The organism is Arenimonas malthae CC-JY-1, from assembly GCF_000747075.1.
GTDB classification, from domain to species: Bacteria; Pseudomonadota; Gammaproteobacteria; order Xanthomonadales; family Xanthomonadaceae; genus Arenimonas; species Arenimonas malthae.
The window spans coordinates 1-12614 of sequence record NZ_AVCH01000004.1 but is presented as its reverse complement, the minus strand read 5'-3'; the positions used below and the strand labels follow the sequence as shown (position 1 = coordinate 12614).

Genomic DNA, 12614 nt, shown 5'->3' with positions numbered 1-12614 from the left:
TGCGCCGGCGTGGCGGCCTTCAGCGCGAGGCGGTGCAGCGCCAGTTCGCAGGCGGGCACGGCCAGGACGCGGCGCGGCGTGGCGCCCGGCGGCAGGCGGTCGAGCCGGTGGCCCTGCGCGTCGGCGAAGCGTTCGAAGTCGGGGCCGGCCGGATCGGCGGACAGGACCAGCAGGTGCAGCGTGGCATTCATTCGTCGGGCGTCCAGCGGCGGGCGAGGGTGCGGGCGTGGCCCGCGTCGTCGAGTTCCAGCAGGCTGCTCATCACCACCTCGGCGTCGAGGTGGCGCACCTGCGCCTGCAGGGCGAAGTAGCGGCTGCGCAGGCTGGCCTGCTGCAGCGCGGCGTCGTCGGGCCGGGCCTGCGCCAACTCGGGCCGGCCCCAGAACTCGGCCAGTTCGCGCCAGCCGCCGGGCGGCCGGGCGGCGATGGCGGCCCGCGCGGCGTCGGGGCCGATGCGGCCCTCGACCAGCGCCACCAGCTGCAGCGCATCGCCGGGGCCGAGCGTATTGAGGTTCACCGGCGTCGGCGCCGGCGTGGGCAGCGCGCACACGTGCGGGCGCAGGCGGGCATAGGTTTCCGCGTCGAAGCCGCGGATGGCGCGCAGTTCGCTCACTTCCGCCAGCAGGGTGCCGGCGCTGCGGTAGGGCGCGGCGCTGGCCAGGTAGGCCGGATCCTCGGCACCCGCGGCGGCGGCCACGGCGTCGGAATCGATCCAGTCGGCCAGGGCATCGGCCAGCGCGGTGGCGCGGCGCGGCGGGAAATCCAGCGCCAGCATCAGCGCCCGGAACTGCCGGATGCCGGGTTCGCGCCGCTGCAGCATTTCGCCGGCGCCTTCCACCACGCTGTTGAGGTTGAAGCAGGCGGTGTGGTCGGCCACGCGTGCTTCGATCAGGCCTTCTTCGACCGGGAAGGCCACGGCGCGTCCATTCCAGCCGCCCTCGAGCGTGGTGCGCTGGCGGTCGCGCCGCCAGAGCTGGCGCAGCTGCGCCTGCGCCAGGGCTTCGGCGCCTAGCGCGTACCACTGCGCCTGGGCCTGGGCCTGGGCGTTGCCGGCGCGGCGCTGGCCGAAGCGGATGTCGTCGAGCACCGCCACCAGCAGCACCGACATCACCGCCACCAGCAGCAGCACGGTGAGCAGGGCCACGCCGGACTGTCTCGCGCGGCTCATGGCTGCTGCCCCGCGAGGAGGAACACCTGGCGCAGCTCGCCCACGCCGTCCAGCGCCAGCCGCAGCTCGATCGCGTCGGGCACCGAGGCCGCGCCGCCGGGCCAGGCCGGGCTCCACTGGCCGTGGTGGCGGTAGGCAATGCGCAGTTCGCGCACGCCGCGCAGCACCACCTGCGGCGGGCCGGGTTCGGCGCCGTCCAGGGCGGGGCTGGCGAGGCGTTCGAGGCGGTCGCCGACGAGGCGCCATGACACGTGCTGCAGCGAAGCACGTGGCGCCTGTTCGGGGTTTTCCCAGCCGCGGCGGGTGAAGGCCAGCACCGGGTCGCCCACGCCTTCGGGCGCGCCGAAAAACGCGCTGCGCATCGCCTCGCCGCGGCCGTCGCGCACGCGCCGCGCCGCGGCCTGGGCCAGGTCCTGGCGCAGCAGCACGCGGGCGCGCTGCAGTTCGCCCAGCCGGTCCATGCGCAGCGACACGCTGTCCTGGTTGTCCACGGTGTAGGCCATCACCGCCACGCCCGCCGCCGACAGCAGCGCGAACACGAACAGCGACACCAGCATTTCCACCAGGGTGAATCCCCGCGTCTTCATGGCTGCCCCCGGAACACGCCCAGCGCCACCACGGTGCGCGCTTCGCCCTCGGGCATGACGGTGATGTCCACGCGCGCCAGGCCCGGCTGCGCCGTGGGCGACAGCGTGCGGCGCCAGCGCCAGCGGCGGTCGCCGGCGGTTTCGCTGCCCTCGGTGGCGGCGGCGAGTTCGGCGTCGGTGAGCAGCAGCGCTTCCGCCGCCAGGGTGTCGGCGACGATGCCGGCCAGCACCTGCTCCTCCACCACCACCGCGGTGCGTGCGTTCTGGCCCGACAGGTTCAGCAGCGCCAGCACGGCCAGGCTGAAGACCGCCAGGGCCACCAGCATCTCGACCAGGCTGAAGCCGGCCTCAGCGCGCCGCATGCACGGCCACCTCGCCGGTGTCGTCGAGCGTGATGCGCAGGGCGCGGCCGTCGCCGGCCAGCACCAGTTCGGCCGGCGTCGCCGCGCCGAGTGCGTCGAACTCGAAGCGGGCGTGGCCACGGTCGCCCGGGAAACGCACCGCCACGCCCTCGGGGAATTCGCGCGGCTGGAACGGCGTCGCCGCCAGCTCCGTCCAGCCCTCGAGGCGGCGCTGCAGGAAGCGGTAGCCGCCGGCGTCCACGCGCAGGGCGATGGCGCGGTTGCCCAGCACGGCTTCCTCGCGAGCGCGCTGCAGGTGCGCGGCGAGCTGGCCGGCCTGGTCGCCGACGCGCGCGCCCGCGGCCGGCGCCGTCAGCAGCACCGCCCCGCCCAGCAGGCCCAGCACCGCCAGCACCACCAGCAGTTCGACCAGGCTGAAGCCGGCGGCGCGCTTATTGCCAGTTGCCGATGTCGGCGCCATCGCCTTCGCCCCCCGCGGCGCCGTCGGCGCCGAGGGAATAGATGTCGAACCGCCCGCTGCGGCCCGGGTACGCGTACTGGTAGGGATTGCCCCAGGGATCGTCAGGCAGGCGGCGGATGTAGCCGCCCTGGCGGTAGCGCTCGGGTCGCGCCAGGCCGGCCGGCGCCTTCAGCAGGGCCTGCAGGCCGTCCTCGTTGCGTGGGTAGACCAGGTTTTCGAGCCGGTAGCTTTCCACCGCCTGCTCCAGCAGCGCCACGTCGGCGCGCGCCTTCTCGACCATGGCGCGGTCCTGGCTGGGCAGCACGTTCAGCGTCACCACGGTGGCGAGCAGGCCGATGATGACGATCACGACCATCAGTTCGATCAGGGTGAAGCCGCGGGCGCGGCGCGGGGCGGTGGTTCGCATGCGATGACTCCGGTTCAGCCGGTGACCAGCGTGTTGAATTGCAGGATGGGAAGCAGGATGGAAAGCACGATCACCGCGATCACGCCGCCGAGCAGCACGATGATGGCGGGCTCGAGCAGGGACAGGACCAGGCTGGTGAAGGTGTGGAATTCGCGGTCGAGGTAGTCGGCGGCGCGGTCGAGCAGCGGTGCCAGCCGGCCGCTTTCTTCGCCGCTCGAGGCCAGGTGCAGCAGCGTGGGCGGGAACACGCCGGCGCGACGCATCGCCGCCGACAGGCTGCCGCCCTCGCGGATCGCCGCCACCATGCCCTCGGTGGCCTCGCGCAGGGCGCGGTTGTGCACGGTGCGGGCGGTGATGGCCAGGCCTTCCATCAGCGGCAGGCCGCTGGCGACCACGGTGGCCAGGGTGCGCGCCATCAGCGCGGCGTGCACGTCGCGCACCAGCCGGCCGGCCAGCGGCAGCCGCAGCAGCCAGCGGTCGAAGGCCAGGCGCGGCCCGGGCTTGCGCAGGGTGGCGGCGAAGCCCATGCCCAGCGCCACGGCCAGCACCAGCAGCGGCAGGCCCCACTGCGAGACGAGTTCGGACAGCGCGATCACCCCCCGCGTCAGCAGCGGCAGCGTGCGGCCCATGGATTCGAACTGCTCGACCACCTTGGGCACCACGAAACCCATCAGCGCCACCACCACCGCGCCGGCGGTGAGCGCCAGCGCGGCCGGGTAGATCAGCGCGGTCAGCAGCTTGCTGCGCAGCGCCTGCTGGCGCTCGAGCATGTCGGCCAGGCGCTCGAGCACGGCGGGCAGCGCGCCGGCGCTTTCGCCCGCGGCCACCATCGCGCGGTACAGCGGCGGGTAAGCGCCTTCGACGCGGCCCATGGCTTCGGACAGGCGGTGGCCTTCGACCAGGTGGGCGTGGGTGCGAGCGAGCACGTCGCGCAGGCGCTTGTTCTCGGCCTGGGCGGCCAGCGTGTGCAGGGCTTCCTCGAGCGGCGTGACGCTGGCCAGGGTGGCCAGCTGCCGCGTCACCAGCGCCAGCGCCTTGGCGCCGAGCTTTCCGGTGCGCGCGCGCGCGGGCGCGGCGGCGGCCGGCGAAACGCGCACGGGCAGCCATTGGCGGCGTTCGAGCCGGGCGCGCGCCTCGGCTTCGCTGGGCGCATCGAGCAGGCCGTGGCGTTCGCGGCCGTCGGTGTCGAGGGCGAGGAAATCAAACGCCGCCATGGCCACGTTCGTCCTGGCGGATCACCCGCAGCGCTTCCTCGACGCTGGTGGCGCCCTCGGCCACGCAGGCGCGCGCGGCGCCGGCGAGGTCCGGCGCGCGGGCGAAGGCGAGCGTGGCCATCGCCGCTTCGTCGGCCTGCAGGCCCACGAGCCGGCGCATCGCGTCGTCCACGCGCACGGCTTCGTAGATGGCCACGCGGCCCTGGTAGCCGGTGTGGGCGCAGGCGGGGCAGCCCACGGGCTGGAACAGCGGGCCGGCGTAAGCGGCGCCCATCAGTCGCGCGCTGCCGGCGTCGGCGGCGCGCGGCGCGCGGCAGTCCGGGCAGAGCCGGCGCACGAGCCGCTGCGCCAGCACCAGGCGCAGCGTGGACGCCAGCAGGAAGGGTTCGATGCCCATGTCGCGCAGGCGGGTGACCGCGCCGACCGCGTCGTTGGTGTGCACGGTGGACAGCACCAGGTGGCCGGTGAGGCTGGCCTGCACGGCGATCTGGGCCGTTTCGGCGTCGCGGATCTCGCCCACCATCACCACGTCGGGGTCCTGGCGCAGGATGGCGCGCAGGCCGGCGGCGAAGGTCAGGCCGACCTTGGGGTTGGCCTGGGTCTGGCCGATGCCGGCGATGGCGTATTCCACCGGGTCCTCGACGGTGAGGATGTTGCGGCTGCCGTCGTTCAGGCGCGCGAGGCCGGCGTAGAGCGTGGTGGTCTTGCCCGAGCCGGTGGGGCCGGTGACCAGCACGATGCCGTTGGGCTGGGCCAGGGCCTCGCGCAGGGCCTCGAGCACGTCGGGGCGCATGCCCAGTTCGTCCAGGCCCAGCAGGGTCTGGTCCTTGTCGAGCAGGCGCATCACCACGCGTTCGCCGCCGCGGGCGGGCAGGGTGGACACGCGCACGTCCAGCGCGCGCTGGCCCAGCGTGAGCGAAATGCGGCCGTCCTGCGGCAGGCGCTTTTCGGCGATGTCCAGCCGCGCCATCACCTTCACGCGCGACACCAGCAGCGGCGCCAGCCGTGCCGGCAGGCTGAGCACTTCGCGCATCACGCCGTCCACGCGCAGGCGCACGCGCAGCGCGGCCTCGAAGGGTTCGACGTGGATGTCGGACGCGCCCTGGCGCGCGGCTTCGGCGATCAGGCCGTTGATCAGGCGGATCACCGGTGCGTCGTCCTGGTCTTCGAGCAGGTCGGCGGCGGTGGGCAGTTCGCCGGCCAGCGCGTCGAGCGGGCCCAGGTCGGCGTGGCCGGCCAGGGTGGCGCCGTGCAGCGCGTCGCCGGCGTAGATTTCCGAGAGGCGGCGGTCGAACTCGGCGCGCGCCAGCGGCAGCACTTCGATCGGGCGGGCGAGCGCGCGCCGGAGTTCCAGCAGCGCGGCCGGGTCGGCGCCCTCGCGCAGGGCCACGCGCGCCACGTCGTCGCCGCCCAGCAGCAACACGCCCTGGCGCTTGGCGAAGCCGTAGTCGAGGGCGGCCGGCGCGGTCACGGCTGCGGCGCCTCGTCGGCGCGCGGCGGCTCGGCGCGCAGGTAGTCCTGCACCACGGCGTCGAGCGCGGCGCGTTCGCCGGCGTCCACGCCGGGGTCGCGGCTGCGCATGTAGTCATAGCGCGGCGCGGTGGCGTTGCGGGCGTCGTCGGCGTTGCGGATCACGGTGGGGCGGATGAAGACCATCAGGTTGGTGCGGGTCTTCTGCCGCGACTTGCTGCGGAACAGGGCGCCGGCCACCGGGATGTCGCCCAGCACCGGGATCTTGTCCACCGAGAGCTGCTCGCCCTGGTCGAGCAGGCCGCCGAGCACGACGATGTTGCCGTCGTCCACCTGCACGGTGGTTTCTATCTCGCGCTTGTTGAGGATCAGGTCGTTCGAACCCGCGCCGAGCACGCCGGCCACGGCCGACACTTCCTGGCGCAGGAACAGGGTGATGCCGCCGCCCGGGTTGACCTGCGGCTTCACCTCGAGCTGGATGCCCACGTCCTGGCGCTGGGTGGTGCGGAAGGGGTTGGCGTTGTTGTCGCCGAGCACTTCGCCGGTGGTGATGGGCACTTCCTGGCCGACCAGGATGCGCGCCTCCTCGTTGTCGAGCGTGAGGATGGACGGCGTGGACAGCAGGTTGGAGCGGTTGTCGGACTTGACCGCGTTGATGATGGCGCCGAACAGCCGGTCGCTGTTGCTGCCGCCGATGCCCAGCAGGCCGCCGGCGGTGCCCAGCAGCGACTGCAGCGCGGCGTCGCGCAGGTCGGCTTCGGAACTGCCGTCCTCGGCGTCGCGGCCGGCGGCGGCGCCCACCAGCGGCAGCAGGCCGGGCGCGTCGCCGGGGAAGTTGGTGGCGGCGAAGGGCACGTTGCCGTCCTTGCCGGCCAGCAGGAACTGCACGCCCAGCTTCTTGGCGGTGCCGTCGGACACCTCCACCACGATCGCCTCGACCAGCACCTGCTCGCGGCGCGTGTCGAGCTGGCTGATCACCGAGGCCAGCATGCGCTGGGTTTCGGCGTCGGCGCTGATGACGATGGCGTTCGCGCCCGGGTAGCGCGCCAGGTTGGCGCGGCGGCCGGAGGGCGTGGCCGGGGCGGGCGTGTTGGCGGCCTGGGCGCTGCCGGCGGTGGTTGCGGCCGCTGCGTCCGGCGCCTGGCCCACCAGCTGCTGCAGCATCGGCAGCAGCTGTTCGGCGTTGGCGTGCTGCAGGCGCACCACGCGCACGTCGGCGCTGGCGGAAGCGCGCTGGTCGAGGTCGGTGACCACGGTGGCGATGCGCTCGACCGCGGCCGGGTCGCCGCGCAGCATCACGGCGTTGCTGCTTTCCACCGGGATGACGCTGAGCGTGCCCGGTCGCGCGCCTTCGCCGCCGCCCGGCGCCGAGACCAGCTGAGAGACGACGGCGGCGATTTCCCGCGCCGAGCTGTTGCGCAGCGGCACGGTGCGGATGTCGCTGCGGTCCTGGTCGATCTGCGCCACCAGCGCGCGCAGGCGCGCCAGGTTGTCGGCGTAGTCGGCCACCAGCAGGCTGTTGCCCTGCGGCGTCGGCGCCACCACGCCGCCGCGGCCGACCAGGGCCTTGAGCGTTTCGGCGGCGGTGCGGGCGTCCACGTGGCGCAGGCGGAAGATTTCGGTGGCATACCCCAGGCCGCCGTCGCCGGCCGAGGCCGGCTGCTGCGCGGCGCCCTCGTCGGGCACCACGCGGTAGGCGTTGTTGCCGGTGGGAATGGCGACCAGGCCGTTGGCGCGCAGCGTGGCCAGCAGCACGCCCAGCAGGTCGGCCGGGCCCAGCGCTTCCTGGCTGGTGATGGTGACGCTGCCCTGCACGCGCGGGTCGAGGATGAAGGTGCTGCCGGTGGCGCGCGACACGTCCTGGATGAAGGCGCGCAGGTCCACGCCCTGCAGGTTCAGGGCCTGGCCGCCTTCGGCAGCGGGTTCGCCGGCAGGGGCTTGCGCCCCGGCGAACGCGGGCAGCAGGGCAAGGGCGAGGGCGCAGGCCAGGGAACGGCCGGGGTTCGTGGTCACGGGGACTCCGTCTGCAGCGTGATGGTGTGGCGCTGGTCGTCGCGCTCGAGGGTGAGGGTGGTGGCGCCGCCGGCGACCGCGCCCGACTGCAGCATCTGGCCCAGTTCGGCCATGCGTTCGGGCGTGAGTTCTTCGCCGTTGACGGCCAGCAGCACGTCGCCGGAGCGCAGGCCGGCCGAACGCAGCGCGCGGCCGTCGCCACGCTGGATCAGGGTGAAACCGTCGAGGCGGCCGTTGCGCAGGCGCGGGCGCAGGCCGGCTTCGGCCAGCAGCTGGCGCGGGTCGATGGCGGCGCCGGTCGGTGTCGGCGCTTCCGCGGGCGCCTTCTGCACGGGCGCCGCCACGGGCAGCGCCGTCGCGGTCGATGGCAGCGCGAGGCGGTGCACGCCGCCTGCGCCGGCCAGCATGACGTGGTCGGCGCCCACGGCCTGCAGGCGCAGGCCGGGGCGGATGTCTTCGCCCACGCCGTAAACGCGCTGCAGCCCGGCGCCGTCGGCGAGGATGGCGGTGGACAGCGCGGGATCGGCCTGGCGGCGCAGGCCAAGCAGGGCCAGGCCGTCGACGCCCGGCGTGGCCGCGGCACCCGAGCCGCCGAAGGCCGACGCGGCCAGCGCAGGGTCCAGTGCACGCCGGGCCGGAACCAACGCAGTGGCTTCGGTGGCCGGCAGCGGCGCCAGCAGCACCCAGGCCAGGTGGCCAGCCTGCGCAAGCAGCGCCACTACCAGCGCGGCCTGCAGCAGGCGCGGCGCACGCGCGGCGAGGCCTTCGGGAATCCGGCCCGCCACACGGCCAAGGCCAGCCCTTGCGGGCTGGCCCTGGTGGCGCGTCGCCGATGTCGGTCTTGCGTCGGGCATCAGAACCTTGCCGTCACGCTGACCGAGAAGCTCGTGCCCAGGTCGTACTTGTTGATGTCGACGCGGCCGCCGCCGAGCTCCTGGTATTCCTCGTAGTCCTCGCCCAGCAGGTTGCGGGCTTCGAAGGACACGGTGAGGTCCTGGCCCCAGGCCTGGAAGCCGCGGCGCAGCACCAGGTCGACGAAGGTGCCCGGCTCCTGGACCAGGTCCGGCTGGCCCGGGCGACCGCGAGCCGAGATGCGCTCGCTGGCGTGGTTGACCAGCAGGATGGCCTGCGAACCCGTGCTGGCGTCCTCGAGGCCGAACTGCAGGTTGGCCAGGTGCTCGGACTGGCCCTGCAGCTGGCTGCCGTCGCGCACCAGCTCCGAGGCCGGGCGCGGCGAGCCGGCGCCGGCCAGCGGATAGACCACGTCGCCGGCGCTGACCGAGACCTCGGTGTCGGTCCAGGTGTAGTTGAGCGACAGGAACAGGCGGCTGTCGCCGAACACCGCCGCCTCGAAGGGCAGGTCGAAGTACTTCTTGTACTCGGTCTCGACGCCGAACAGGGTGGCTTCCGGGGCGTTGATGTAGGTCTGCTGGATGGTGGCGCCGGCCTCGTTCACGACCGACTCGACCGGCTTGTCGAGCAGCTTGTAGAAGCCGCCGACGGTCCAGTACTCGCCTTCGCCGAAATACCATTCCCAGCGCGCGTCGAAGTTGGTGAGTTCGGTGTCCACCAGGTAGGGGTTGCCGATGAACAGGCGGTCGCTGTCGGTGTCGAGGTACTGCTGCGGCGCCAGCTCGCGGAACTGCGGGCGGGCGATGGTCTTCGAGGCGCCGAAGCGCAGCTGCATGTCCTCGCGGAAGTTCCAGGTGACGGTGGCGGCCGGCAGGAAGTAGTCGTTGTCCAGCGGCGCGGCGGTGGGCAGCGGCTCGTCGCTGAACAGGTCCACCGGGGTCACCGACTGCTCTGCGGTTTCGTAGCGCACGCCGGCGGTGGCGCGCAGCATCGGCGTGATCTGCGTCTCGGCCTGGAAATAGACCGCGCGGGTTTCCAGGTTGGCCTCGTAGGCCGCGGCGCCGTCGGCGCCGGTGGTCTCGCGCAGGCCCAGCAGGCCCGGGCCGATGTTCGGATGCGAGAACAGGAAGTCCACGCGCTCCATCTGCACGTTCAGCGGCAGCGAGCCGTCCAGGGCCAGGAAGCGGAATTCGCGCGATTCGGCCGCGCGGTCGTTGTCCGACCAGGCCAGGCCGGCGCTGAGCTGCCAGTCGCGGTCGTCGGTGGCCAGCAGGTAGCCGAAGTCCACGCCGGCGCTGGCCACGTCGTCCTCGACGGTGCTGAAGCGGGTGTAGTTCTGCTCCTGCGAGGCGTTGTGCAGGAACACGCCGTCCACGAGGCGGTAGCGGATGCCCTTCTCGTAAGGCGCCTCGCGGGTGGTCTCGGCGTAGGCCGCGCGCCAGTCGATGGTGAAGTCCTTGTATTCGCCGAAGGCGTGCTTGCCGGCGAACTGGGTGTTGAGCAGCTCGCGCTCGAACCACTCGGTGTAGTCGTCGCGAACGGTGGCGCCGGCCAGTTCGTCGTTGCCGAAGCGGCTGCGGGCTTCCTTGGTGGTGCTGTGCACGTACAGGTTGGTCCAGCGGATCTCGTGGTCGCCCCATTCGGCGCCCAGGCCCAGCAGGCCGTTGACGTTCACGTCGTTCTGGGTGGAGGCGAAGTCGTAGTCGGTGCGCGGCGAGATCACGCCGTTCTCGACGATGCCTTCCTGCTGCACGCCCTCGCGGGTCTGCCAGCTGTTGTCGTAGCCGGCCACGGCGATCACGCCCAGGCTGCCCCAGTCGAGCTCGAGCTTGCGGCCGCCGGCGAGTTCGGCGCTGAAATCGGGGTCGATCTGGTCGTCGCGCTGCAGCAGGTTCAGCGGCGCGTTGACCAGGCTGCGGCCGATGGCGTCGAGCTCGGCCTGGCTGAAGTTGGCCAGGTCGACGCGGTTGCCGGTGGCGATGGCCTCGCGCAGGGCGCGCGGCATGTCGCGGGTGCCGTCGTCGTAACCCAGGAAATCGGTCTCCGAGCCGTAGTAGGTCAGGCCGGAGCGGTAGGTGGTTTCGGTGTCGCCGCCGGAGCCGATCGAGAGCGTGAAGAAGGGCTCGTCCGGCACCGCGACGGTCTGCAGGTCGATGATGCCGCCGCCGAACTCGCCCGGGTAGCGGGCCGAGTAGGTTTTCTGCACCACCACATTGTCGATCACGCTGCTCGGGAACAGGTCGAGCGGCACCACGCGCTGCAGCGGCTCCGGGCTGGGCAGGGCCGAGCCGTTGAGCACCGCGGCGGAATAGCGTTCGCCGAGGCCGCGCACGTAGACGAAGCGGCCGCCGACCAGGCTCAGGCCGCTGACGCGGGAAAGCGCCTCGGCGGCGTTGCCGTCGCCGCTGCGCTTGAAGTCCTCCGCGGTCAGCACCGAAACCACTTCCGAGGTTTCGAGCAGCGGCTGCGGGATGTATTCGCCCACAACCTCGACCTGGTCGAGCACCGACGGCTGGTTGGCGATCGCGTCGAGCTCGGCTTCGGTCGGGCCGGACTGGGCGGCCGCGGCCTGGCCGTTGGGCGCCTGGGTGGCCACGTCCTGGGCCAGGACCAGCTTCGGCGCCAGCAGGGCCGAGATCGCGAGGAACAGCCCGGTGCGGGCGAGCGGGGACTTCAACATGGGAGGCCTCTGGGGAATTCGGGGTCGGCGCGGAACCGGGCGGCGGGGAGATCCCGCCGCCCGGGCGTGCTCAGCAGGGGTTCGCGGCGTTCAGGCCGCAGGTCCAGCCCTGCCACCAGTTGTCGTTGGCGTCGCGGACCGCGCCGATGTAGCTCACCTGGGTGAAGAAGGGGCTGACCGATGTGAGGTTGGCGAAGGCCGGGACGGCCGACTCGTTGGCGCCGTTGACGAAGGTGTTGACCAGCGTCGAGGTGCCGTTGGCGGTGTTGTTGCTGCCGGCGTTGAACAGCGCCGCGGCGGCGCCGTTGGCGTCGTCGGCGAAGGGCTGCGGGCAGGAGAAGTACACCGACTGGAAGGTGCCGGTGGTGGTGGCGTCGTCGACGTCCAGGCAGGACGAGCCGGAGGTGCCGGCCGCGCCGCGCGAGGTGACCACGGCGTTGTAGAACTCCGTGTCGGTGCCCGAGTTCATGACGATGGCGTCGCCGCCGCCGGCACGGTCGATGTAGGTGACGTTGGCCATCTTCGGGTTCGAGGCCGGGGTGCGGGTGGAACCGCTGTACTCGTTCGAGCGGTCGCCGCCGTTGTCACGCTGCACGACCAGGGCGAACTGGATGGCGCCGCTGAAGCCGACGTCGGTGTCGAAGCTGTCGTCGTCGTTGCCGGTGGCCACGAGGTACTTGGCGTTCACGGTGCCGCCGAACCACTCGAAGCCGTCGTCCGAGCTGTTGTGCACCTGCACGTGGTCGATCACGGTGCCGTTGCCGATGCCGGCCAGGGTGATGCCGTTGAGCTCGTTGTTGGGCAGGATCTGGAAGCCCGAGTGCATCACGCGGAAGTAGCGGATGCGGCCGGTGTTGTCGCCGGCCTGGTTGCCGCCGTAGAAGGCATTGGTGCCTTCCACCTGGGCTTCGCAGGTCGGGGTGCCGGGGGTGGCGCTGCCCGGGCAGTTGCTGATCGGCGCGCGGCCCAGCAGCACCAGGCCGCCCCACTGGCCGATCGAGTCGACGGTGGTGGTGCCTTCGATGCTCTGGCGGCTGGTGAACACGATCGGCTCGCTGGCGGTGCCTTCGGCGAACAGCTGCGAACCACGGTTGACCACCATGTAGTCCAGGCCCGCGGCGCCGAACACCTTCACGCCCGGCTCGATGGTCAGGATGCCCTTCTCGCGGCCGGCGATCGGGTTGTTGGCGTCGCCACCCTGGTCGTCGCCCACGTCGACGCGGCCGGAGATGGAATAGACGGTGCCGGCGCGCTTCGGGATCACCAGGTTGCCGACGATCTTGTTCGGCAGCTGGCAGGCGCGCAGCGTATTGTTGGCGACGGTGCCGACGTTGGCGAAGCCGGTCGGGCAGTCGGCGGCCGGGCCACCGGTCGGCGGGGGCGGCGGCGGCGGCGGGGGCGG

Annotated in this window: 12 protein-coding genes; all 12 read right to left on the bottom strand. The window is 72.7% G+C overall.

What is annotated here, in order from left to right:
* Positions 1-191 (bottom strand): hypothetical protein (locus tag N790_RS01210; protein WP_043799857.1); only part of this gene is annotated, 191 nt, incomplete at its 3' end.
* On the bottom strand, positions 188-1168 hold the full coding sequence (gspK, locus tag N790_RS01205) for a type II secretion system minor pseudopilin GspK (RefSeq protein ID WP_043799855.1): 981 nt from the start codon (positions 1166-1168) through the stop codon (positions 188-190). The genes N790_RS01210 and gspK, both read right to left, overlap by 4 nt.
* Entirely contained in the window at positions 1165-1755 is a 591-nt protein-coding gene (gene gspJ / locus N790_RS01200) for a type II secretion system minor pseudopilin GspJ (protein ID WP_043799854.1), read from the bottom strand. The genes gspK and gspJ overlap by 4 nt, the downstream gene beginning before the upstream one ends.
* The gene (gspI, locus tag N790_RS01195) at positions 1752-2117 is read right to left on the bottom strand and encodes a type II secretion system minor pseudopilin GspI (RefSeq protein ID WP_043799853.1); all 366 of its coding nucleotides are present in this window, start codon (positions 2115-2117) and stop codon (positions 1752-1754) included. Before gspI ends, gspJ begins: the two co-directional genes overlap by 4 nt.
* Positions 2104-2577, bottom strand: a complete 474-nt coding sequence (locus tag N790_RS01190; protein WP_052385574.1) for a GspH/FimT family protein — start codon at positions 2575-2577, stop codon at positions 2104-2106. The genes gspI and N790_RS01190 overlap by 14 nt, the downstream gene beginning before the upstream one ends.
* Entirely contained in the window at positions 2549-2983 is a 435-nt protein-coding gene (gene gspG, locus N790_RS01185; protein WP_043799851.1) for a type II secretion system major pseudopilin GspG, read from the bottom strand. The genes N790_RS01190 and gspG overlap by 29 nt, the downstream gene beginning before the upstream one ends.
* Before the next feature lie 14 nt (positions 2984-2997).
* On the bottom strand, positions 2998-4197 hold the full coding sequence (gspF, locus tag N790_RS01180) for a type II secretion system inner membrane protein GspF (RefSeq protein ID WP_043799861.1): 1200 nt from the start codon (positions 4195-4197) through the stop codon (positions 2998-3000).
* Positions 4184-5668, bottom strand: coding sequence for a type II secretion system ATPase GspE (gene gspE / locus N790_RS01175; RefSeq protein WP_043799850.1), 1485 nt, complete (start codon positions 5666-5668; stop codon positions 4184-4186). Before gspE ends, gspF begins: the two co-directional genes overlap by 14 nt.
* A complete protein-coding gene (gene gspD / locus N790_RS01170) occupies positions 5665-7680 on the bottom strand; it encodes a type II secretion system secretin GspD (protein WP_052385573.1) in 2016 nt (671 codons plus the stop codon). Before gspD ends, gspE begins: the two co-directional genes overlap by 4 nt.
* Positions 7677-8465 carry a type II secretion system protein N gene (locus N790_RS01165; RefSeq protein ID WP_052385572.1) on the bottom strand — a complete coding sequence of 263 codons (789 nt, stop codon included), beginning with the start codon at positions 8463-8465 and terminating at the stop codon, positions 7677-7679. Before N790_RS01165 ends, gspD begins: the two co-directional genes overlap by 4 nt.
* 68 nt (positions 8466-8533) lie before the next feature.
* Complete coding sequence (locus N790_RS01160) at positions 8534-11212, bottom strand: TonB-dependent receptor domain-containing protein (protein ID WP_043799848.1); 2679 nt, start codon at positions 11210-11212, stop codon at positions 8534-8536.
* 70 nt (positions 11213-11282) lie between these two features.
* Positions 11283-12614, bottom strand: a 1332-nt coding sequence (locus N790_RS16225) for a hypothetical protein (protein WP_043799847.1), incomplete at its 5' end; no start/stop codon positions are given.